We start from the raw sequence: 21,380 nt of genomic DNA on the forward strand, positions 1-21,380 counted from the left end.
TCATGCCCGAGGGGTCCGACATTCCGGCCGCAACGAGCTCTCGTTACGCCAGTGGCCGCATGTGTTCGACGACCTGTTCCCACGTCTCGAATCCGGGTTGCCCGAAATGGATGTGGACGCCTTGGAATTCGCTGACACCGTTCTTGGTGCGGTCGTCGATGATGTAGTCGCCGGCGTTGAGGTGCTTGCGGTGCGACAGGATCAGCCGCTTATAGGCAGGCGTGCCCTCGTCGGCGCCGATGTGTTGGTGTACCCACAGCAGTTTGTCGGTCCATGCCGACGGGTTGTCCCAGGGCGCCGTCGACAGGATGTAGGCGTCAAACAGTTCGCTGAGCTCGTTGAAGGCCTCGATGGCGCCGGGGAGTGGGTCCATGAGTGCGAAGATGCCGGGGGCGTCGTCGTAGTGGCCGTCGTAGGTGGCGAGGTCGGCGGCGGACAGCCTGTCGATGCCGGACTGGAAGTTGACGAGGGTGTTGTCGAGGTCGACGTACAGGATCTTCTTCACAAGCGCAGTATGCCTGCGCGGTACGACAATTGGCGGTCGATCGGCGGTGTCTCCTGGGACTGTCGTCCGATCGGACGATTCCTCCTCACTTCCTCAATATCTGATGAAAAACATGTGTCTCGAATATATAGTCGAGTCATGGCTTGGGGTGAAGCATACAACGACTACGACGACAGCGACTCGGGCGCCAACGGCACGTTGCCGCACCGCCGCGTGCCGATGGCCCGCCGGCTGGCCGGAGACAACGATCTGTCGGCCACCGAACTGGTGGAGGTGCTGGCCCATTGCGCCTCGAACATCGCTGTCGCGCAGTACCGGATGATGCGCGCGGCCAGCATGATTCATGACGAACGCGCCGAAGACTATGCCTACGAACGCAGTCTGATCGACTCGGGTGAACGCACCCCGGGGCAGATGTTGGATTCGGTTTCCGCGGGCAAAGACCCGCATGCTGATTTCGGTCCGGACGGCCTCGAACAAGCGATCGCCGAAGTTGGCGCCGTGCTGACCATCACCCCTGCCCGTGCCAAAGCCCTGGTCATCGCCGGCGACGCCGCCCGCTACCGTCTGATATTCACCTCCTACACCCTGGCCGAAGGCCGCATCGATCTCGACAGGTTCCTGTCGGCGGTCGCACGCACCGACCTGTGCTCACCGGAGGCGATCGAGGACATCGACGCACATCTGGCGATAGCAATTCAAGAGAATCCGCCGATGTCCACCCGCCGCTTCAACACCCTGGTCGATTCGTTGATCGCCCGGTGGGATCCGGAAGCCGATCGTAGACAAACCGAACGCATCAAGGCCGGCCGCAAGGTGACCATCACCCCGGACCGTTTTGCCCGAGGCAATTCCCGACTTGGCGCGTCGTTGCCTGCGATCGACGGCGCCGCCGTCGACGCGAAGTTGAATACGATGGCAGGGTCGGTGCATTCAGCCGACCCCCGCACCAAACAACAACGCCGCGCCGACGCCCTGGTGGCCTTGGCCAAGGGCCGGACCGTCCTGCCGTGCCTGTGCGAGGCGTGCATCGCGATGCCCGTCAAAGACGACGTTCACGAGCCCACCGACACTGCTCCCGCCGCCGACCGCTCGCGACGGCACTCGATCGACGGATGCGGTGTCGACGGATGCGGTTCGGGTGCACGCCCGGTGTTTCACATCGTGGTCAACCTGTCGACCCTGCTCGGCCTGGACAACGACCCGGGCTTTCTCGACGGCCACGGCATCATCGACGCCGCCACCCTGCGCACGATGGTCGTCGAAGCCGAACGCAGCTACCTCAACACCCACACCAAGCAAGCCGACCGGCAGCCCACCAGGTACACCCCCAGCAAGAAGCTGATCAACCTGGTCAAGGCAGGGGAGTTGTGCTGCACCTTCCCCGGCTGCAACTCCCCGGTCTGGAAAGCCGACATCGACCACACCACTCCCTTCGACCACCGCAACCCCACCCAAGGCGGTCAAACAGTCCTCACCAACCTCAAACCACTCTGCCGCTTCCACCACCGCATCAAGACGTTCACGAGCTGGCAGGACTACCAAGACGACCTAGGCCACGGCTGGTTCCAATCCCCCACCGGCCACGAGTTCCACGCCGCCTTCTTCACTGGCCGCACCCTGTTCCCTGGCCTCATCCCACACCGCGACCCCGACCACCCCGCCCGAGCATCCCTCGACACCGCCCGCCAGAAACGGATCACCAAACTGGCCGACGACCAGCGCAAATGGGACGAAGCCAACCCGCCACCGTTTTGAGCTGCGTCGGAGCCCCGGCCCCGCGTACACTTAGAGCACTTAGCCGGGTATGGCCTCCAGGAGATGATATGAGCCACTCACTGACCGAGGACGTCGAGGCTTTGCGTTTAGAACTGGCCGGTGATCAGCCGGAGATCGAGGTAACGCTGCGCCTCCCCCGCGAAAGCGCCAAGAAGGTGCTGGCGTTGCTCGACGCCGAGCAAACCACCGGAGCCCTCGTCATCCCCGCCAAACACGAGTTCACCACCACTGAGGCAGCAAAGCTCCTCGGGATGTCCAGGCCGACGCTGATGCGGATGATTGAACGCAAACGCATCGAGTTCCGCATGGTCGGCAAGCATCACCGCATCCCTGCCTCGTCGATCCAGAAAATGCGCGAGTTCCTCGACGAGGACCATATGGCAGTCGTCGCCGACCTGGCGAACAAGTACGGGAACCTCGATTGAACCTGTCGGTCACTCTCGCCGACGCGAACATACTGATCTCGCGGACACTGCGCGACTACGTCGTCTACTCCGCGAAACTGGGAGTACTCGACATCCATTGGAGCGAGCCGATTCTCGAGGAGACCACCCGCAACCTCATCAAGCAGTTCAACTTCACCCCCGAGGCAGCGGACATCTTGGTCGACCGACTGTCGGCGTATCTGCCGACCGCGTTGGTCGAGATCAACAAGCGTGAGGAGGCGCGAGTCGCAAAGGTCGACATGGATCCCAAGGACAGACATGTCCTGGCTGCGGCACTCTCAGCGGATGCTGACGTGCTGCTGACACAGAACGTCCGCCATTTTCCGAAGGATTGGATGGCCAAGCGAGGTATCCGCCTGGTCGACGCCGGAACCCTCCTGCGGCACCTCGCGTCAGCCCATCCCGACAGCCTTCGCGACGCACACCGCATGGGCGTCAACTCGCGTCCACAGACATCCGAACAAGTCCTCGCCATTCTCGCGAACATCACCAACCCGCAAGTCGCGGCAATTGTCCGTGAAGTCGTCAGCTGAGAAGCGAAAACCGTTCGTAGTTCTACAGACTGATCTGACAGGAGGCGTCCTCGTGGTGCATGATGTGCAGGTGGTCACACGCCAAGCAACTCGACCTGGCGGGCCGCTTCGCGAGGCGGGGGCGAGGTTACAGCGAGGTGGCACGATGGCGGTGTCGGTAATCAACGCCGGAAGCAACCTGTGGCCGATCTTGAAGCTGCCATTCAGAGTAGAGGGTTTGCAAGAGCTCAGGCTGCCTATGTTCAAGTACCTTCGTGTCCCACTTTGCATGACCCAGGACCTGGGTGGTCAGGGCGAAGGTTGCCACGCCGGTCTTTCCGGTGAAGTACTGCGTCTTCTTTTTGTCGAAGTCAAAGTTTTGCGAAGCCGAGTTCTTCGACCTACTAAGTAGGACGAGATTCGCAAGCCGATGTGTCCACAGTTCGCGATCACTGTTGCTGAAAGTCTTGGTCCACTGTGAGCGTGCCGTGGGATTCTGTGGCAGTACGTGCTCGATCGTGATCTTCTTCTCGTCCGACCACACCGACTTGATATCAGCGAGGCTTTCGTCGAGTCGGAGGAGGATGTACCTACAACTATTCGCGTGGAGGTAGACGTCGCCGTCCAAGATCTCTCTGGTATTGCGAATCTCGGCTGAACTGAGTTGTAGGGCAGGCGAGGCGAGTCCTAAACCCTTCTCGTCAAGATCCCGCAGGACCTCTGCGTATCGCTGCGCCCTCGGCGTTGCGTATACACGCCGGATCAGCATGCTGGCAGCAAGTCGCTCCAGGAGTCGGAGTATGTCTGCTAGCCATGGGGGGTTGTCGCCTTGTGAATGAAGTGCCCACAGCGCCACCGGACGCCAATCGCTATTGTTGATTCGGTTCAGCCTTCGCAGCCAGGAGTTTACTTCGTCGGCGCCTGCGGCGCCTGATTCGTAGGAGGAATTGCAGATTTGCTTGTAAGCTTCCGAGTAAGGCTGCAAGACTTGATCGACGAACTCCGTGGACCGTCCGGTCTTGATGTAGGAGTTGAGAACTTGCCGGGGGAATTCGCTGAGGATTACCTTTTGGGGTCGTTGTTTTGTGTGGATTGTTCGGATGTGACCGAACAGGTCTTTGAAGTCGCTACGGCCGAGAAATGCCTCAGCATCTTCCCATTTCTCCGCATATTTCTTGCGTGTATCATCCGAGTCGATCGACCCGACGAGCTGTGACTTGAAAATATCGGTAGGTTCCAAGTTGAGGCCACGAGCATTCATCACGCTGAATATGCGATATGCGCTGTCGAGATCGGTCGTTGTAACTACAACCATCAGTGTGCGAATGCTGAGAAGCGTCGACAGTTGCTCGCGCCGCGATTCTGGCCACGAATCGGATTGGAGCTGTTTGCGGAATTCCAGGGTATTGTCGCGGATTGCGCGCAATGAATCTCGCGACACGTAATGGTCGCTCATAGATTCCATCTGAACCGTTGAGCCAGGCTTCTGTACGTTGGAAGCAAAGAATTCGGCGTCGCGTGGCCGGAGTGCGAGGCGCGGTTTTTCAACCCGCCCGTGAAGCTGACTCCCAGGTTCTTCGATCATGAGAGCGAGTTCGCTGGCGAATCGGGGATTGGTGGATAGATCGCGAAGTGTGGCGAGCAAGATAGTCAGTGTGGTGAGTCGCTGTTGCCCGTCAATGACGTCTGCTTCTGGGTTCTTCTCGTCTTTGACCAGTACGATCGATCCAAGGAAATATGGTTCGTCGTCCTCTCGGTCTAGCGCTTCGCTGAGGTCATCGAGGAGCTGACGGGCGTGTTCAGGCTGCCATGAGTACGGCCGTTGGTACTCGGGAATTCTGAAGTCGAAATCGCGATTGAAGACCTTCGAAAGCTCGAGCTCGTGGGCGCTTAATTGGGCATTACCCGTCATCATTAGGCAATTTCTCCTACGTAGTGCCGCAACGTGGTTCGACGCGAACAGGCGGTATTATGCCACATCATTGTGTGGAGTTCTAGTGCTGTCGCCCGAACGGCTGAACTGACAGACCGACTGGTCGTTCGGAAGGAGCGAAAATCAGTCATTGAACCGGATCTCGTGCTCGTACTGACACTGTTCGGAGACTTCGGCCCAGTCGAGGCCCATCGCATCTGCGAGATGGTGCAGGTCGTTGACCATGTCACGCATCGCGGTGAACACCGACTCGTTGCGATAGGTTCCTGTGAACTTTGCGTACGCAGTGAGACCGACGCTGGCGAAGCCTGCACGGTCGTGGTTTTCAACGCCATTCAGTATGTAGTCGGCGGGTTCCTGCAGTCCGCAGACTATTTCCATGTCGTCGAATCCAGGGCCGTGGTCGTCGAACTTCGCCGTCGTGAGAGTCGGGATGCGGAACGGGGTGTCGGTCACGGGTGAGCCTTTCGTGTGTCGGGGAGTGGGAACGGGGCGCTACTCGCCCACGATGGAACCGCTTGCGAACACATCGGCCGGCATGGGGCGGCGTAGCCTCCAGGTGACGGAGATGGGGCGTTCGCCGCGGTGGCTGACGTAGTCGACTGGCCCGAGCAGGATGAACGGGTCCGCGCCATAGAGTCCGTTCGTGCGGTCACGAACGAACAGCAGTACGTTGACCCCGTTGGTTCGTTGGTCGAGCCAACGGCGGCCACGGTCAGAGTTGGCAGCAGTGTTGTTGGGCGATTCCCAGTGGAAGGTTTCGCGAGAAACGGGGAAATCGCGGTACATTGTCGCTGGACTGAACTCCGATTCGTCTTTGTGGAGGGTTACGAACAGAGATTCGAACTGGCCGATACCGACAGCACCTCCAGCCTGACCTCGAGCCTTCCTTTCAGAGTTTGCGAAACCTATTGCTGCGAGCACCTCTTCCTTACGGTAGGTCGCATGTGAGTAGAGGGGGCATGAGTCGCCCAGATCCTGCAATGATTTAGGGATGTGGTTGATGCTCGCGGTGGCGACAGCCAGGACTTGGTCGATCTCAGAGCAGATCGCCGGGTGGTTGCGGAGATGAGCGAACCCAGTCTCGTAGGAATCAAATCCACCGCGATCAGACCATAGGGTGAAGAAGAGCATGCGGGCGTACGCCTGGTCCCGCTCGGAAAGATTCGTGTACTCCGGGCAATCGGCCGACGCGAGCGTACGGTACGCGGTGATCCGTTCCAGGTCATCGACGTGGGCGAGGGCTCGGACCCGTTTGAGAAGCGAGGCTTCGGCTGGACCTGCGGCGGGTGTGTCGATGCCTGCGTCGCGCAGCAAGGGTGTCCACGCTCTGGTGCTACTGCCGGTGCCTGCGTAGATGTCGGAGAGCTCGCCGCGAGTCTTGGCGAGATAGTCCGACAATATGGGTTCGCCTGTGGAACGCACAGACTCGACGAGCGCGCGGCGTTGGTTCGTGGGAAGCTGCCGTCGAATCGAATTGAGCACAATCTCTTGCGATTGCCGATCGAGGACGAGACGACTCGCGCCAGGCAGGAACGGGAAGCCGCCCTCCACCTCGTCGACGAGGTGCTTGTAGTGCGCGCCGGTAAGGGCACTGAAACGCGGAGCGAAGTTGAACTCAGTACGCTGGTGGCCGATGAAATCGAGAACGGTCAACACAGCCTTGGTGGCGCTCCGCCGTAGTCCTCGACCGAGCTGTTGAAGAAACACTGTTGCGCTCTGCGTTGGCCGGAGCATCAGGAGGGTATCGACATTGGGAATGTCGATACCCTCGTTGAAAATGTCGACGGCGAAGAGGCACTGGACCTTGCCGTTCCCCAGGTCGGCGAATGCCTGAGCGCGTTCCTCGCGTGGCGTATTCGCGGACAGGGCCACAGATGCGATTCCTTGCTTGGTGAACGAGTCTGCCATGTAGTGGGCGTGAGCGATCGACACGCAAAACCCAAGGGCGCGCATGACCTTTGGGTACGCAATGTAGTCGCGAACTGCGTTGAGAATCAATCGAGTTCGCGCTTCATTGCCGGTGTACAGGTTCTCGAGCGCAGCGACCTGGTAGTCGCCACCCGACCACGTGACGTCACGTAGGTCGGTGTTGTCGGCGATCCCGTAATAGTGGAATGGGCACAGTAGGTCTTGTTCGAGGGCGTTCCACAGCCGCAGCTCGTAGGTGGCTTGCCCATCGAACCAGCCGAGGATGTCGGCGCCGTCGCTGCGCTCTGGGGTAGCCGTAAGGCCAAGCAATTCGCTCGGTGTGACGCGGGACAGTAGCGACCGGTACGTTTCGGCTGCCGCGTGATGGAATTCGTCGATGACAATGACATCGAAGTGGGTAGCGTCAAAATCTCTGGCTCCGCGTGAGCTCAGAGATTGGACGCTTGCGAACACATGGGTCCACTCCGACGGCTTGTGTCCGTCGACGTAGAGCTCGCCAAAGTTTCCGTCACCCAACACTTCCCGATACTTGCGGAGGGATTGCTCAAGGATCTCCTTACGGTGCGCGACGACCAGCAGTGAAAGGCGTCGTCCGGCTGCATCGCAGAGATTCTGGTAGTCGAGTGCTGCGACGACCGTCTTGCCCGTGCCTGTTGCTGCCACGACGAGGTTGCGGTGTCGGTCGTGGACAACGCGGGCGACTTCGAGCGCTTCGAGGATCCGTTCTTGGTGTGGATAGGGGCGAACATCCAGACCAGACACCGTGAGAGCATCGCGAGATGTGCCTTGGCCGCCCGCCTCGCGAAGTGCGCGGTCGAGGAGATCAGAGTCAGACTCTGGATCGTACTGCTTGAAAGCAGGGTCATCCCAATAGGTATCGAAGGTCGCTTCAAATTTCCGGGTCAAAGCGGGGGTTGCGACGCTCGAGATCCGAACGTTCCATTCAAGGCCGTCGACCATCGCCGACCGGGACAAGTTGGAACTGCCGACATACCCAGTATCGAACCCTGAGTTTCGGCGGAACAGCCACGCCTTCGCATGGAGCCGGGTCGATGCCGTCTCGTAGCGGATGCGAACCTCGGCGCCGTATTTTGTCACCAGTTCATCGACCGCGCGCTGTTCGGTCGCCCCGCGGTATGTCGTGGTGACGACGCGCAGCTTCACGCCGCGCTCGCGTAGCCGTGCGAGCTCACGTCCGATGACCGCGACGCCAGCAAACCGAATGAACGCGCAGAGCAGATCGACGTGGTCGGCGCTCTCCAGTTCGCGACCGATTTCGCTTGCCATGTTCGGCTCGTCGCGCGTGTTGGTTAGAAGCGCAACGTCGGACAGTGGCGTTTCTGGCCGTCGTGGGGGCGCCTGTCCGGCCAGGCTGAGCGCGGTAAGGTGCGCAGATTCGGAAATATCGTCACCGTCGGAGTGGCCAAGGCCAGCGACGATGTCGTTAACGACGGCGATCCGTTCCCCGGAACCCCTGACGTGAGCGAGGTGACGCTCGACCGCCGAAGCGACATGGCGCGCGAGCACATGCGGCTCGTCGCCTTCGGCCAGCGGCCGGTACTCGGGTTCAAGCTCCGTGCGAGCGACAGAACTCTGCAGCCGCTGCGTGTGGAGCGACTCGTAGATGCCCGGCGCGAGGGGTTCAGTCACAGGTGCGAGTAGACCATAACCGTCTGACATGTGGTGCCCGCCGCCTGGACGGTGCCGCGATGAGATCAGTCGACTCGGGCCAGGTACGTTTCGGCGTTGAGTTGGCAGTGGTCGCTGATGTGGCCAGAGAGGATGAAGTGCTTGGGCTCCTCACGAAACTCGAAAACTCGGTATAGGTGGTAGATATCGGAATCGGCTCTCGATCGGTCCAGTTCATTGCGACTAACGTAGAAGGGCGTCCGGATTTCGAAGGATGTCGTCTTCACCTCGATGAGACGTTCGCGGCCATCTACCTCAAATGAGTGGATGTCGTATCCAAGGCCATCACCGGCCGTTTGTGACACGTGCTCAACTCGGTTGCTGAGCTTTTGTTGTCCGGCCTCCCACAGTCGACGTATCTCCATCTCGACAACGTGTTTTTCACCGGCTTCCCCCAGTGAACGGTTCCTGGCTTCGATTGCAAAGTAGTCACGTTTCGCGGCGCTGAACGTTGGTGTGTCGTGGAAGCCATGGGATATTGTTGTCGGTGCTGGTGGACTGACCGCTCGCCACACGATGTCGCCTGGGATCGCTCCGACAGGTGGTACTACGGCAGGTCGGCTCACGATATCCTCGACGGCTGCTCGGAGTGATTCGTTTGTCAATAGTTGCTTTGATACCTCGTCAACTAATATCCGATGGTAGTTCTTCGCAGGCTTGTATCCCGGATGGTGCGGGTATCCGAGTTCCAGCATGACGGCGCTAATATTATGCCACTTGTACTTTACCGCCTTATCTGTTCGCCCATTTAAGTTGGCGGCAAGCGTCCGCGCGCGTTCCGCCTTGTTGTACTTTTGCCCGTTGAATTCAAGCGCCATCATGTAGAGATAGTCGGCGACGCATGCCTCAACCTCCGAAGCAGACCATGTTTCGTTCGCTGGCACTGTTCACCTTCCGCCCGGTGTCCATTACTTGACCATATGTGATTGGTGGGGTCCTGGTGGATGCTCGCGGGGACGCGGCGTCGGTCGGACGCTGGACGCCTTGTCCCAGCCCCGGGATATTCTCGCATGACTACTGAGTTGGCAACTACGGAGCAAGGAGCAGAAATGCGGATGAAAGATGTGGTGGCGGTCCTCGCGGGCGTCGTGGTGGGTATGTCCGGGGTATTCGTGGCGGCGGGTGAGGCGCGGGCGTCGTCGGGTGCGCAGGCTGTGCTGTGGCCCGATCGGCCGAGTGATTGCCCGAGCAGGATATGTACTGAGGGTGGATGGGTCGTCACCGGGCCGACGCTCAAGGCCGTGCTCGTGGGCGTCGACAAGTGGCGTATGGGAGCACCCAAGAAGGTTGCCATCGACAAGTGTGTCGGTGCGCGTACCGGGGTGACGCGGTCACAATGCGATGACATGGGCTTCCAGGCTGTTGCGCAGAGGATGACGGAGAACCCGGGGCGGATGCGCGCGTATGTGAAAGCGCATCCGAAAAGTCGTGCCGCGGCTTCGGGTTGGGTTCAAGGGCAGTACTGGGTGACCGGGTAATTGCCGTCAGGGTCACCGGACCATTCGTGATCCTCGCTCCCGGCGTCGCGTCGGCTGCATGAGGTCTACCTGCGGGTGGGCCGTCGCTTCTTGGCGGAGGCTGCGGTTTCGGTGACGGGTTCACGGGTCCATCGGAAGTCGGCTTGTGCCGTGGCACCGCTTGCATACCCCTCCGCGGTGGTGCGCCAGCCGGTCACCCGCGACAGTAGCGTTCCGTACGTACCGAGATCGGCGGCGCTCCATAGGTGCTTGGACACGTCGTCGATGCAATTTTTCTGCTCGACGGCCGACAGGAGTGCGAACCACGGGTAGAGGGAGTCGAATGCCGTGGTCAGGTTGCCGTCGGAACTCAGTGTGGCCCGCAGCAGTGACGATGCCAGCGCGATGCCCTTCTCCTGTTGTTCGAGGTCGTCGGCGCGCATGAGAATGAGGTCGTCGGCGTCGCGGCGCGTGATGTGGACCGGCCCCTCGTCGGTGAGGGCGACGACGTCGCGGGGGCGGCGCAGGAGTTCGGTGAAGGTTTCGGTGGCGACCATGCGAACATACTAGCGGTCTGATAAACCTTTGACAAAGTCTTGTAATCGAACTAGTGTTCGTCTAAGTTGGCCGCCCTATAGCTCGCGGATGGTCTGGTAGAGGCACTCCAGGCGAGCGAGCGTTTCCTGCTGCACCTCGATGATCGCTTCGAGCTCATCGAGTACCTGGGCCTTGGTGTCGTCGGCCGATGCTGAGGTGTCCTCGTCTTGGACGAGGGTGATCAGCCGCAGGAGTCGGGTCGACGATTCGGCGGGCGCGGCCTCGGGGGCAGAGGTTGTTTCGGTGGTCCGCATCCTGGAATCGTCGTGCATCGCCTGGGCGAGGGCGGCATCGCCCAGGTGGGCGACGGGTGGGTACGGTCGTGCGGCGCTGCCGGGCGACACTGCGCTGCCGGGCGACACTGTGCTGCCTGTCGAACTATCCGGCGCGGACATGTGACTCCCCTCGAATATCAACCTTCTGCGGTGGGGCCGACGCTACGAGGCTCCCCCAACGACTCGATGCTCGCAGATTAGTTGGTCACTCGTCCAATTGGAGGACGAATCGGAAGAATGACACGAATGTTACTTGCTTGCCGTGCGGAACCGGGCGTCCGGGATCAAACCGTTCGGTGGGGTCGACGTCGTCGCGAGCGCGCCCTGAAAGCGGTTCTACCTGCATGTTCTCGCTTGGTGAACGTGGTTACCTCACGCTGCGGTAAGCAACTGTCGAGGTTGAAGAATCTGTTGAAATATGGCCTGCATTTGTCGATTGTTACTCCGTTTGGGGGACATGGGTATTTGTCGGAACAAAGGGTGGAATCCGATTCGCGCAGGACTATTCAGAACCATGAAGTCAGATTTTCATGATTACGCAGCATGTGGGGTATGGACCTTGTGTCGGGACACCTCGGCCGGAAGGGTTCCGGTCGTGGGGGTGCCGGACCGGTGGTGTCCGCCGCCGGCGTGGGCCGGGACTGTAGACCGGAGGGTGTATCGACGGCCGCCCGGCGTCCGACTATCGTCGGGTGCCAGACAGGCGTTACACGAAGCCTTCCGTCCATATCGCGAGGCTGCTACCGCGTAGGCGTGAGTCGTGAAAAGTGCCTAAAGACCCTGATTTTGGGCAATTTTCCACTTAGTTCAGGTAACGGTGCCACCAGTACTGGTGTCGCACGTTTTATCGTCTATACGCACAGGTAGTTGTTGGCATATATTCAGGTTCGCGGCGGGGGGCTTTGCTTTCACACATCGTCGGGTTGCTGATGCGAATCGGTCGTCTGGGCGATGCCGAGCCTGGATGTAGGAGAAACAGATGACAGCTTCGCTCGTGTCCCACGGCCCCGTCGCCCATCCTGCCCTGCCTGGTGCGCGACCGCTGATCGGTCATGGTTTGGCCTCTCCGCGCCTCAGTGTCCGCGAGGTGGAGATCCTGGCCACCTGGCTCGTCTGCGACACCAAGGTGGAAGTGGCCGACCAACTGTTCGTCACCGTCGCCACCGTGCGCACGCACCTGGCCCGGATCCGGTCCAAGTATCGGGAGGTCGGCCGCCCCGCGGGAACCAAGATCGCGTTGCTGATCCGCGCCGTCGAAGACGGCTACTGCACGCTCGACGACATCGCCGACAAGCTCGACTTCGGGGCGCAGGACGAGGACGACGACATGCCCACCACGCCCTTGGTGGCCGTCGCCCGCTGACCGCCACGCGCACTGAACGCCCACGCTCACAGAACACCGCTGCCACCACCGACGCATCCGCAAAGCCGGATGCGTCGGTCGTGTTACTTGTATTAGCATCGGCAGTGCGACTGGCGTAGCCGGAGTACCGGCATGGAGCGTATTTCGACGATGGCATCGACCGCCTGGGTGCCGCCGATGAACCGAAAGGATGCGCCCATGTCAGCGAAGGCAGTACGACCCACGGACGCGGCCGGCACACCGGCACGCCATCACGTCGTCGTCATCGGCTCCGGATTCGGTGGCCTCACCGCCGCCCGTGAACTGGCCAAAACCGACGTCGACGTCACGGTGATCGCCAAGACGACCCATCACCTGTTCCAGCCGCTGCTGTACCAGGTGGCCACCGGCATCATCTCCGAAGGCCAGATCGCGCCGCCGTTCCGGGTGGTGCGGCGCAAGCAGAAGAACCTGACCGTGGTCCTCGGCGAGGTCGAGGACATCGACATCGCCGGTAAGACGGTCACCTCGCGGCTCCTCGAACGAGTCACCACCACCCCCTACGACAGCATCATCATCGCCGCCGGCGCCGGGCAGTCGTACTTCGGCAACGACCGGTTCGCCGAGTTCGCACCCGGCCTCAAGACCATCGATGACGCGCTCGAGCTGCGCGGCCGCATCCTCGGCGCGTTCGAACAGGCCGAACTGTCCGACGACGAGGAAGAACGGGACCGGCTGCTGACCTTCGTCGTCGTCGGTGCGGGCGCCACCGGCGTCGAGATGGCGGGTCAGATCGCCGAGATGGCACGCAAGACGCTCAAAGGCACCTTCCGAAACATCGACTCCACCACCGCGCGGGTCATCCTGCTCGACGGCGCACCCGTCGTCCTGCCGCCGTACGGGGGCAAGCTCAGCCAGAAGGCCGCCGAGAAACTCGCCAAGCTCGGCGTCGAGGTGCAGCTCGGCGCGATGGTCGTCGACATGGACTACGACGGCCTCGTGGTCAAGGACGCGGACACATCGGGCTCAGGCGGCACCACCCGCCGTATCGAAAGCCAGTGCAAGGTATGGTCGGCGGGTGTCGCCGCCAGCCCCCTCGGCAAGCTGCTCGCCGCACAGAGCGAGGTGGAGCTCGACCGCGCCGGCCGCGTGAAAGTGCTTCCCGACCTGACGATTCCGGGCCACCCCAACGTATTCGTGGTGGGCGACATGGCTTTTGTCGACGGCGTCCCGGGTATGGCGCAGGGTGCGATCCAGGGAGCCCGCTACGCCACCGACGCGATCAAGGCCGGATTATCCGGTGCCCCGGTGGAATCGCGGAAACCGTTCAGCTACTGGGACAAAGGCTCGATGGCCACCATCGCCCGGTTCAGTGCCGTCGCGCAGATCCCGATCCCCGGTACCAAGAAGAAGATCGAGCTAGCCGGCTTCCTCGCCTGGCTCGGTTGGCTGTTCCTGCACCTGATGTACCTCGTCGGGCACCGCAGCCGGTTCACCACCTTCATCGACTGGACCCTCGCGTTCACCACCCGGTCCCGTAGCCAGCTCGCGATCACCGAGCAGCAGGTGTTCGGGCGCACCGCATTGCAGCAGTTGGAGCAGCGGTCGGGTGAGGGTAAGGAAGTAGCCTGACACCCACGCCGGTTTCTCCGGATCGATCGTGATGCGCGATAGTGAACGTCGTCAGCTGCGATCAGATAACGGAGGTGCTGATGGCCGCGTCGGCGATCACCGCACGTGCGATCACCCAGTCCGGGCCGTGGGGGCCGGTGTACGGGCCCCTCGACCTCGACATACCCGAAGGCGGGCTGAACGTGTTGGTGGGGCCCGCGGGCAGCGGCCGCACCGCCCTGCTGATGACGCTGGCCGGCCGGATGAAGGCACGCAGCGGTGACCTCGACGTCCTCGGTGAATCCGCGCCCCGCCGGATCTTCCGCCGGGCCGGGATGGTGGGTGTCGAAGGGCTCGACGCCGTCTATGAATCGGTGCGCGTCGTTGACATCCTGACCGAACAGATCCGCTGGGACGCGCCCTGGTACACGCTGGTGCGCCGGGCGCGCACCGACGACCTGAGGCGGGTGTGCGGGCCGGTGTTCGGGGACCTGCCACTGCCCGACCTCGATGAATACGTCGAAGAGCTGCCCGAACTGGACGGGCTGCTGCTGCGGATCGCGCTCGGCAACACCCGTAGACCCCCGCTGCTGGTGGTCGGGGCCGTCGACCAGGTGGCCAACGCGCGCGATCAGCGGCTGCTGGTGGAGCGGCTCGTCGCGCTGGGCACCACGCAGACGGTGATCACCGCATCCGCCAACCCGCTGCCACCCGCCGTCGGCTGGCGCACCCAGACCACGGTGCCCAACCTGATCCGGCATCAACTTCTGATCGACCAACTTGACGCAACCCGGGAAGGTGGTCGCTGATGCTGGCCGGAATGTCGCTGGGCACCGAGATCAGGCGGTACTCGCGGGGCACACTGCCCAGGATCGCCGTCATCACGATGGTGCTGTTGCCGCTGCTGTACGGTGCGCTGTACCTGTGGGCGTTCTGGAATCCGTTCGGCGAGGTCAACAAGATGCCCGCCGCGCTGGTCAACCTGGACGAGGGTGCGGTCAACGGCGGTAAGAAAATCAACGCCGGCGATCAAGTGGCGGCGGCGCTGAAGTCGTCCGGACAGCTCAACCTCACCGAGATGTCGGCCGAGGATGCCCGGCGTGGCGTCGCCGACGGCAAGTATTACTTCTCGATCACACTGCCCGAGGACTTCTCCGCGGCCGTCGTCTCCCCGAACACCGCCAACCCGCATAAAGCGTTGCTGCAGTTCACCTTCAACGACGCCAACAGCTACCTCGCCAGCGTCATCGGGCAGAACGCGGCCCGAGAGGTGCTCGCGAAAGTCGGCGACACCATCGGACAGCAGTCCGTCGACCAGGTGCTCGTGGGCCTGACCACCGCGGGCAAGGGCATCGACAAGGCGTCGGCCGGCGCGAAGCTGCTCGCGACCAACCTGGCAACAGCGGATTCGGCTGCGCAGCAACTCGCTTCGGGATCCAAACTGCTCGCCGACAACCTGGCCACCGCCCGCGACGGCAGTGCGCAACTGCAAGCCGGATCGGCCGAACTGGCAGCCGGGGTGGAGTCGGCGACCGGGCCACTGCTGGGAATTATCAATCAGCTTCAGAGTTCGGGAGTGAAACCGTCGTCGTATGTGACTACGGCGCAACAACTGAGCACCGAATTGTCCCCGGTTCTCGACAGTCTTTCGCTTGCCGGGTCGGCGCAGGGGGAGGCGCTGCGATCGGTGCGGCAGATCATCACCTTCCTCAAACTCGACCCGAACCCGGCCGTCCGCAACGCGGCCAAAACCCTTGCACCGGTGGAGAAATTCCTGTCGACGCAGGGGCTGAGCCCGCAGACCACCGCCCGGATCGACGGTCTGAAGCAGACGAGTACGACGCTGACGACGCAGCTGTCCGATCCCGGGGTCACGTCGATGCTCTCGATGCTCGAAAGCGGAGACCTCACCACTCAGGTCACCAGGTTGCGCGACGGATCGGCCCAACTGAAGACCGGCATCGACACTCTCGCAGGCGGTCTCACGCAACTCGCCGCGGGCGGAACACAACTCGCCGACGGGGCAGGGCAACTCGCCGCGGGTACACCGCAACTCAAGGCGGGCGCCGAACAACTCGCCGCCGGACTGGCCGACGGCGCCAAACAGGTACCCAAATGGTCCGATCAGCAGCGGATCGGAACAGCCCAGACGTTGTCGTCGCCGGTCGCTCTCGACATGTTCCACGACAACGAGGCACCCAACTTCGGGTCCGGATTCGCGCCGTTCTTCATGACGCTGGCCCTGTTCATCGGGGCGATGCTGATCTGGATGATCCTCAAGCCGTTGCAGTCCCGGCCCATCGTCAACGGCGTCAGCGCCATCCGTACCGTTCTCAGCTCCTACTGGCCCGCACTGCTGATCGCCGTCGGCCAGGGCCTGGTCATGTACCTCGTGGTGCACTTCGGGCTCGGGCTCGACGTCGCGCACGTCGCCGGTGCCATCGCATTCGTGATTCTCATCGGCGCAACGTATCTGGCGATCATCCAGATGTTCAACGCGATATTCGGGATACCCGTCGGTCGCGTCCTGACGCTGGCATTCCTGATGGTGCAGATGGTGTCGTCGGGTGGTATCTATCCGGTGGAGACCACCGCCAGACCGTTCCAGATCCTGCACCCGTTCGACCCGATGACCTACGCCGTCAACGGGATGCGCCAACTCATCAACGGCGGCGTCGACGAGCGTCTTCCTATCGCGGTGGCGGTGCTGCTCGGGTTGCTGTTGGCCGCACTCGCGGTCAGCTCGTGGGCGGCGAGGCGCAACCGGGTGTACACGATGGACCGGTTGTATCCGCCGATCGAGGTGTGAGTCAGCTGAGCAGGAGCCGGACCAGGCCGATGAGGCCGACCACGACGATCGTCGCGCGTAATGCGGTGGGGGACAGGCGACGTCCGTAGCGGGCGCCCAGGACCCCGCCGATCAGTGAGCCTGCGGCGATGAGTCCGGCTGCGGCCCAACTGATCCGGTCGAACGCGGTGATCGTGTAGGTGACCGCGGCCACCACGTTCACGACGAGCGACAGCAGATTCTTGACCGCGTTCATACGCTGCAGATCGTCGGGCACGATGACGCCGAGGGCGGCGATCAGCATGATGCCCTGCGCCGCGGTGAAGTAGCCGCCGTAGATGCCGATGAGGAACGTGGCCGCGATCATCGCGGTGATCCGCAGCGGCGTCATCGGTAGCCGATGATGGTCGGTGCGTTCCTCGGCGACGGCCCGGACGTCGAAACCGGTGCGTGCGGCCACCCAGCGCTGGATGCGGGGCTGCGTCACCACCAGGATCAGCGCGGCCACCAGCAGGATCGGGACCACCGCCTCGAACACCGACTCCGGCAGATGCAGCAGCAGCCAGCAGCCGACGAGCGCACCGAAGAACGACGCCGGTATCTGCCACTTGAGCTGCTGCCACTGCCCGGCCAGCTCGCGCCGATACCCCCACGTGCCCGACACACCACCCGCGACCAGGCCGATCGCGTTCGAGATGGTGGCGGTGACCGGGGCGTAACCGAACGCCACCAGCGTCGGGAACGTGATGAGCGTGCCGCTGCCGACCAGCGTGTTGATGGCGCCGGCACCCAGGCCTGCGGCGAAGATGGCGAGGATCTCGGCGATGGTCATGCCCTACACGGTGGCATGGTCGACACCGGTGGGTGCAGCGGGGTCAGTCTGTCGTCGCGTCGCGGTGCCGGTGGATCGCCTGGTAGGCGTCGCGGTCGGCGTCGACCTCACGTTGGCGGCGCTGGGTGAGCGTGGTGCCGCCGAGGCCGTTCTTCTGCAGTCGCCGACTGCGGTTCTGGGGCATGTAGGAGACGGAGAAGATGAGCGCCAGGGAGGCGCCGAGCGCGACCATCGCCAGGCGGATGCCCACCTCGCCGGGGAAGGCGAAGTACAGGATCAGGTAAAGCGGCAGGAAGCTGAACTGGCTGCGCAGCAGGTGACGGGGGACGGCGAAGCGTCCGGTGAGGTCGTTGTACACCCACGAGCGGTTGCGCTCCGGAAGCCGTGCACCGTACGCGTAGGCGATCCAACGCAGCGGGTTGGGGCGGTGGATCGGATCGTTGCGTCCGTCGTTCGCCGGTGCGGTGCCGGCTTCTGGGCTGGTCATTGGAGTCCCTTTGTGATCGTGGGTTAATTGATCGTGCACTATCAAATATCACACAGCCGGCTGGTCGATTCAATCGTGTGCGATCTAATTCACGTAGGATGATTCGCATGGCCGCCGCGATCCCTGTTGATGAGAACCCGCTCCTACTCGAACGCCAGGTGTGTTTCGCACTCGCCGTCGCCAACCGGTCGGTGCTGCGGATCTACCGCCGGTTGCTCGACCCGCTCGGCCTCACCCACCCGCAGTACCTGGTGATGTTGGCGCTGTGGGAGTCCGAACCGAGGGCCGTCAAGGACATCGGACGCGTTCTGCAACTCGACTCGGCCACCCTGTCGCCGCTGCTCAAACGGCTGGAGGCGAACGGGCTCATCGAGCGCCGCCGACGCGGTGACGACGAACGCAACGTCGACATCGTCCTCACCGACACCGGTCGCGACCTGCGGGAGCAGGCCCTCGCGATCCCGCCGGCCGTCGTCGACGCGCTCGGTGTCGACTGGGACGATCTCATCGAACTGCACTCCGTACTGACCAAGGTGAACGCGGCCGCGTTGCGTGCCGAGCAGAAGAGGCCGGGCGGCGGCGACTAAGGTCGATGGGGAACTCGAACAGGGAGGCGCGTCGATGTCGACGGTAGCGATAGTGGTCATTGTCGTGGTGGCGGTGGCGGCGCTGTTCTTGCTCATCGGGGTGGTGTGGTTCGCCTACGACTCCAACAAACGGGTCCGCGACTTCGCCCACTCCACCGACCTGATCCCCGGCAAAGCGGGCCGTGCCCCGCAATCATGGACCACCGACACCTCACGAGAAGCGCTGCTGCATCAGCGGATCCGCTACGCCATGCTCGATGTCCACCAGAACCCCGCGCTGCCGCACGATGATTCACTCGTCGCCGCCCGGGACCGCCTCGATGACGCCGCCTTCGCACTCGACGACCGCCTGATCGCGGTCTCGGCGACCGCCGACGGGGACGACCACGACGACGCGCTCGCGCGGGCCGAAAAGGCGATCAAAGCGCTCGAAAAGCTCCCCAAGAAACTCTGGGAAGCCCCCACCGACCAGCAACTCGAAGACTTGACCCGGGTCACCGACGCCCTCCGCGCGGGTGCGGCGATCGAATGATCAATGCGGAATTCCGGTGCCAGTATGTGGCACCAGAATTCCGGATAGATGTGGGATGCTGGTGCGATGTCGCGGCGGGTTGTGCTTATCAGGGCGGTGAATGTCGGGGGGACCGCGAAGTTGCCGATGGCGGAGCTGCGGGATGTCGCGCAGTCGCTGGGCGCTTCGGATGTGTCCACCTACATCGCGTCGGGAAATCTGTTCTGTGTTCCGCCGGGCGATCCGGCCGAGTTCGATCGGGCCCTGGAATCGGCGATCGAGACCCGGTACGGGTACTTTCGCGAAGTCATCAGCCGGTCCATCGACGAACTGCGTGCCGCGGTCGACGCGCATCCCTTCGAGGTGGTCGACGAGAAACTCAACTATCTGTACCCGCTGACAGGCACACCGGAGCCGGAGAAGGTACAAGCCTTGGTGGCAAAGCCATTTGACGACACCCGGATCGAGGTCATCGGCGCTGATCTGCACATCCGCTACGGCGTGGGGGTCGCGGCATCGAAGCTGACACCACCGCTGATCGCCAGGACGCTCGGGGTCACCGGGACGGGCCGCAACTGGCGCACCGTCGGCAAACTCATCGAGCTCGCCGGGTAGTTCACAGCCCGTTCCGCGAGGCGCTCGCAGGGCCGAAGGTTGGGTAACCTACCTGTCGTGGTGAACGAACAGGAACCGGCGGCGACGGCCGGAGAAGCGGCGAGCGTCGTCGAAATATCAACGGACGGTGCTTGTCTGGGGAATCCGGGGCCCGGTGGGTGGGGTGTGATCATGCGCTGGCGGGGGCAGGAGAAGCGGCTGTCGGGGGGCGTGGAACACACCACCAACAATCAGATGGAATTAACCGCGGCGATCGAAGGTCTTGCGGCGTTGACCAGGCCGTCTAGCGTTGTTCTGTACACCGACTCCAGTTATGTCCGCAACGGCATCATGGCGTGGGTGAAAGGCTGGCAGGCCAACGGGTGGCAGACCAAGGACCGCAAGCCGGTCAAGAACGCCGACCTGTGGCGCAAGCTGGTCGAGGAGGAGAAGCGTCACGACGTGACGTGGAAATGGGTGAAGGGGCACAACGGCGATCACTACAACGAGATCGCCGATGACCTGGCGACCAGCGCCGCGCGGGAGATCGCGGGGCGCTGAAGGAGTTGACAGTGAGTGAAGTGACGGTGGCGATCGAGCCGGAGCGCGATCCGCATCTGGTAGCGGCTGTCGAGGGGGCCGGGGGTCGGGTCGTGCCGTTGGATCAGGCGCGGGTGCTGGTGTGGATCGGGGCCGGGCCGGGCGGCTTTCCCGAACTGACCGACGATATCGAGTGGGTGGCGCTCAAGACGGCGGGCATCGAGGCGTTCGTAGGTGCGGGCGTGATCGACGCCAAACGACTGTGGACCAATGCGTCGGGGTTCTACGCCGAAGGGGTCGCCGAACACGCGCTGGCGCTGCTGCTGGCCGGGCTGCGGCAGATCAACACGTCGGTGTTGCGGCACTGGGACAAACAACCCATCGATACCGGGGTGCGGACGCTGCGCGGGGCGAGAGTCGCGATCGTCGGGGCCGGTGGGATCGGGGCGTCGCTCATTCCGCGGCTGACGGCGTGCGGGGCGTCGACGATCGCGGTGAACCGGTCGGGACGGCCCGTCGAGGGTGCGGCTTTGACGCTGCCCGCCGACCGGCTCGACGAGGTGTGGGCGCAGACCGATCATGTGGTGCTCGCAGCGCCGTCGACACCGGAAACCCGGCACCTCATCAACGAACGCAGCCTCGCCGCGCTGCCGGATCACGCGTGGATCGTGAACGTGGCCCGCGGCCCGCTCATCGACCAGAAAGCGCTGTACAACGCGCTGCGCGACGGGGTGATCGCCGGGGCCGCGCTGGATGTGACCGACCCCGAACCGCCGTCGCCCGACGACCCGCTGTGGTCGCTGCCGAACGTCATCATCACCCCGCACATCGCCAACCCGGCGTCGGGTCTGACCCGTGAGATGGCACCGTTCCTCGCCGAGAACGTGCGGCGCTTCACAGCCGGGGAGGCGCTGATAGCCCCGGTGAGTGCCGACCGCGACTACTGACTACACGTAAGGTCAA

The 21,380-nt window shown here is 62.8% G+C and carries 22 protein-coding genes; 13 read left to right on the plus strand and 9 right to left on the minus strand.

Going from position 1 to position 21,380, the window contains the following annotated elements; translation table 11 throughout:
* Window positions 1-43: 43 nt before the first annotated feature.
* Entirely contained in the window at window positions 44-505 is a 462-nt protein-coding gene (locus tag Q0627_RS04490; protein ID WP_291016300.1) for a 5' nucleotidase, NT5C type, read from the minus strand.
* Window positions 506-643: 138 nt separating this feature from the next.
* Between Q0627_RS04490 and Q0627_RS04495 the strand changes: the two genes are divergently transcribed.
* The 3 genes from Q0627_RS04495 to Q0627_RS04505 all read left to right on the plus strand — a co-directional run bounded on the left by Q0627_RS04495 (window position 644) and on the right by Q0627_RS04505 (window position 3,263).
* Complete coding sequence (locus tag Q0627_RS04495) at window positions 644-2,263, plus strand: HNH endonuclease signature motif containing protein (RefSeq protein ID WP_298807948.1); 1,620 nt, start codon at window positions 644-646, stop codon at window positions 2,261-2,263.
* A 68-nt stretch (window positions 2,264-2,331) separates the two neighbouring features.
* Window positions 2,332-2,709 carry a helix-turn-helix domain-containing protein gene (locus Q0627_RS04500; RefSeq protein ID WP_291019196.1) on the plus strand — a complete coding sequence of 126 codons (378 nt, stop codon included), beginning with the start codon at window positions 2,332-2,334 and terminating at the stop codon, window positions 2,707-2,709.
* Complete coding sequence (locus Q0627_RS04505) at window positions 2,706-3,263, plus strand: PIN domain-containing protein (RefSeq protein WP_291019194.1); 558 nt, start codon at window positions 2,706-2,708, stop codon at window positions 3,261-3,263. The genes Q0627_RS04500 and Q0627_RS04505 overlap by 4 nt, the downstream gene beginning before the upstream one ends.
* A gap of 127 nt (window positions 3,264-3,390) precedes the next feature.
* Here Q0627_RS04505 and Q0627_RS04510 read toward each other — a convergent pair whose 3' ends face one another.
* From Q0627_RS04510 to Q0627_RS04525, 4 genes are all read right to left on the minus strand, one after another.
* Window positions 3,391-5,154: a DUF262 domain-containing HNH endonuclease family protein gene (locus tag Q0627_RS04510; protein ID WP_298807951.1), complete on the minus strand. Its 1,764-nt coding sequence runs from the start codon at window positions 5,152-5,154 to the stop codon at window positions 3,391-3,393.
* A gap of 144 nt (window positions 5,155-5,298) precedes the next feature.
* The gene (locus Q0627_RS04515) at window positions 5,299-5,631 is read right to left on the minus strand and encodes a hypothetical protein (RefSeq protein ID WP_291019189.1); all 333 of its coding nucleotides are present in this window, start codon (window positions 5,629-5,631) and stop codon (window positions 5,299-5,301) included.
* Window positions 5,632-5,670: 39 nt separating this feature from the next.
* On the minus strand, window positions 5,671-8,757 hold the full coding sequence (locus tag Q0627_RS04520; protein ID WP_291019187.1) for a DUF3427 domain-containing protein: 3,087 nt from the start codon (window positions 8,755-8,757) through the stop codon (window positions 5,671-5,673).
* Window positions 8,758-8,822: 65 nt separating this feature from the next.
* The gene (locus Q0627_RS04525; protein WP_291019185.1) at window positions 8,823-9,680 is read right to left on the minus strand and encodes a DUF3883 domain-containing protein; all 858 of its coding nucleotides are present in this window, start codon (window positions 9,678-9,680) and stop codon (window positions 8,823-8,825) included.
* Window positions 9,681-9,845: 165 nt separating this feature from the next.
* Between Q0627_RS04525 and Q0627_RS04530 the strand changes: the two genes are divergently transcribed.
* Entirely contained in the window at window positions 9,846-10,274 is a 429-nt protein-coding gene (locus Q0627_RS04530) for a hypothetical protein (RefSeq protein ID WP_291019183.1), read from the plus strand.
* 65 nt (window positions 10,275-10,339) lie between these two features.
* Here the strand turns inward: Q0627_RS04530 and Q0627_RS04535 are convergent, their stop codons facing one another.
* Together Q0627_RS04535 and Q0627_RS04540 are read right to left on the minus strand one after the other, a co-directional pair.
* Entirely contained in the window at window positions 10,340-10,810 is a 471-nt protein-coding gene (locus Q0627_RS04535; protein WP_291019180.1) for a hypothetical protein, read from the minus strand.
* Between the two features lie 75 nt (window positions 10,811-10,885).
* The gene (locus Q0627_RS04540) at window positions 10,886-11,245 is read right to left on the minus strand and encodes a hypothetical protein (RefSeq protein WP_291019177.1); all 360 of its coding nucleotides are present in this window, start codon (window positions 11,243-11,245) and stop codon (window positions 10,886-10,888) included.
* Window positions 11,246-12,104: 859 nt separating this feature from the next.
* Between Q0627_RS04540 and Q0627_RS04545 the strand changes: the two genes are divergently transcribed.
* From Q0627_RS04545 to Q0627_RS04560, 4 genes are all read left to right on the plus strand, one after another.
* Window positions 12,105-12,488 (plus strand): LuxR C-terminal-related transcriptional regulator, encoded by a 384-nt coding sequence (locus Q0627_RS04545; protein ID WP_291019174.1) that lies wholly within the window; start codon window positions 12,105-12,107, stop codon window positions 12,486-12,488.
* Window positions 12,489-12,686: 198 nt separating this feature from the next.
* A complete protein-coding gene (locus Q0627_RS04550) occupies window positions 12,687-14,099 on the plus strand; it encodes an NAD(P)/FAD-dependent oxidoreductase (protein ID WP_291019171.1) in 1,413 nt (470 codons plus the stop codon).
* 80 nt (window positions 14,100-14,179) lie between these two features.
* Window positions 14,180-14,887 carry an ATP-binding cassette domain-containing protein gene (locus Q0627_RS04555; RefSeq protein WP_291019165.1) on the plus strand — a complete coding sequence of 236 codons (708 nt, stop codon included), beginning with the start codon at window positions 14,180-14,182 and terminating at the stop codon, window positions 14,885-14,887.
* The gene (locus Q0627_RS04560) at window positions 14,887-16,887 is read left to right on the plus strand and encodes a YhgE/Pip domain-containing protein (RefSeq protein WP_291019154.1); all 2,001 of its coding nucleotides are present in this window, start codon (window positions 14,887-14,889) and stop codon (window positions 16,885-16,887) included. The genes Q0627_RS04555 and Q0627_RS04560 overlap by 1 nt, the downstream gene beginning before the upstream one ends.
* A gap of 1 nt (window position 16,888) precedes the next feature.
* Here Q0627_RS04560 and Q0627_RS04565 read toward each other — a convergent pair whose 3' ends face one another.
* Both Q0627_RS04565 and Q0627_RS04570 read right to left on the minus strand, forming a co-directional pair.
* A complete protein-coding gene (locus Q0627_RS04565; protein ID WP_291019151.1) occupies window positions 16,889-17,698 on the minus strand; it encodes a sulfite exporter TauE/SafE family protein in 810 nt (269 codons plus the stop codon).
* Window positions 17,699-17,741: 43 nt separating this feature from the next.
* A complete protein-coding gene (locus tag Q0627_RS04570) occupies window positions 17,742-18,185 on the minus strand; it encodes a DUF5313 family protein (protein ID WP_291019148.1) in 444 nt (147 codons plus the stop codon).
* A gap of 107 nt (window positions 18,186-18,292) precedes the next feature.
* Between Q0627_RS04570 and Q0627_RS04575 the strand changes: the two genes are divergently transcribed.
* From Q0627_RS04575 to Q0627_RS04595, 5 genes are all read left to right on the plus strand, one after another.
* Window positions 18,293-18,772, plus strand: coding sequence for a MarR family winged helix-turn-helix transcriptional regulator (locus Q0627_RS04575; protein WP_291019145.1), 480 nt, complete (start codon window positions 18,293-18,295; stop codon window positions 18,770-18,772).
* Between the two features lie 34 nt (window positions 18,773-18,806).
* Window positions 18,807-19,304, plus strand: coding sequence for a hypothetical protein (locus tag Q0627_RS04580; RefSeq protein ID WP_291019143.1), 498 nt, complete (start codon window positions 18,807-18,809; stop codon window positions 19,302-19,304).
* Between the two features lie 66 nt (window positions 19,305-19,370).
* Entirely contained in the window at window positions 19,371-19,898 is a 528-nt protein-coding gene (locus tag Q0627_RS04585) for a DUF1697 domain-containing protein (protein WP_291019141.1), read from the plus strand.
* Between the two features lie 57 nt (window positions 19,899-19,955).
* A complete protein-coding gene (gene rnhA, locus Q0627_RS04590) occupies window positions 19,956-20,438 on the plus strand; it encodes a ribonuclease HI (protein ID WP_291019140.1) in 483 nt (160 codons plus the stop codon).
* An 11-nt stretch (window positions 20,439-20,449) separates the two neighbouring features.
* Window positions 20,450-21,364 carry a D-isomer specific 2-hydroxyacid dehydrogenase family protein gene (locus tag Q0627_RS04595; protein ID WP_291019138.1) on the plus strand — a complete coding sequence of 305 codons (915 nt, stop codon included), beginning with the start codon at window positions 20,450-20,452 and terminating at the stop codon, window positions 21,362-21,364.
* Window positions 21,365-21,380: the final 16 nt, after the last annotated feature.

The sequence above is a fragment of the uncultured Gordonia sp. genome, assembly GCF_937858515.1.
Lineage (GTDB): Bacteria > Actinomycetota > Actinomycetes > Mycobacteriales > Mycobacteriaceae > Gordonia.

What these genes read in the sequence shown, in the direction of transcription:
- Q0627_RS04545 (WP_291019174.1), top strand. Translation starts at nt 12,105, where the DNA reads ATGACAGCTTCGCTCGTGTCCCACGGCCCCGTCGCCCATCCTGCCCTG.
- Q0627_RS04535 (WP_291019180.1), bottom strand. Translation starts at nt 10,810, where the DNA reads ATGGTCGCCACCGAAACCTTCACCGAACTCCTGCGCCGCCCCCGCGAC.
- Q0627_RS04560 (WP_291019154.1), top strand. Translation starts at nt 14,887, where the DNA reads ATGCTGGCCGGAATGTCGCTGGGCACCGAGATCAGGCGGTACTCGCGG.
- Q0627_RS04565 (WP_291019151.1), bottom strand. Translation starts at nt 17,698, where the DNA reads ATGACCATCGCCGAGATCCTCGCCATCTTCGCCGCAGGCCTGGGTGCC.
- Q0627_RS04585 (WP_291019141.1), top strand. Translation starts at nt 19,371, where the DNA reads ATGTCGCGGCGGGTTGTGCTTATCAGGGCGGTGAATGTCGGGGGGACC.
- Q0627_RS04550 (WP_291019171.1), top strand. Translation starts at nt 12,687, where the DNA reads ATGTCAGCGAAGGCAGTACGACCCACGGACGCGGCCGGCACACCGGCA.
- Q0627_RS04580 (WP_291019143.1), top strand. Translation starts at nt 18,807, where the DNA reads ATGTCGACGGTAGCGATAGTGGTCATTGTCGTGGTGGCGGTGGCGGCG.
- Q0627_RS04510 (WP_298807951.1), bottom strand. Translation starts at nt 5,154, where the DNA reads ATGACGGGTAATGCCCAATTAAGCGCCCACGAGCTCGAGCTTTCGAAG.
- Q0627_RS04500 (WP_291019196.1), top strand. Translation starts at nt 2,332, where the DNA reads ATGAGCCACTCACTGACCGAGGACGTCGAGGCTTTGCGTTTAGAACTG.
- Q0627_RS04530 (WP_291019183.1), top strand. Translation starts at nt 9,846, where the DNA reads ATGCGGATGAAAGATGTGGTGGCGGTCCTCGCGGGCGTCGTGGTGGGT.
- Q0627_RS04495 (WP_298807948.1), top strand. Translation starts at nt 644, where the DNA reads ATGGCTTGGGGTGAAGCATACAACGACTACGACGACAGCGACTCGGGC.
- Q0627_RS04555 (WP_291019165.1), top strand. Translation starts at nt 14,180, where the DNA reads ATGGCCGCGTCGGCGATCACCGCACGTGCGATCACCCAGTCCGGGCCG.
- Q0627_RS04575 (WP_291019145.1), top strand. Translation starts at nt 18,293, where the DNA reads ATGGCCGCCGCGATCCCTGTTGATGAGAACCCGCTCCTACTCGAACGC.
- Q0627_RS04540 (WP_291019177.1), bottom strand. Translation starts at nt 11,245, where the DNA reads ATGTCCGCGCCGGATAGTTCGACAGGCAGCACAGTGTCGCCCGGCAGC.
- Q0627_RS04570 (WP_291019148.1), bottom strand. Translation starts at nt 18,185, where the DNA reads ATGACCAGCCCAGAAGCCGGCACCGCACCGGCGAACGACGGACGCAAC.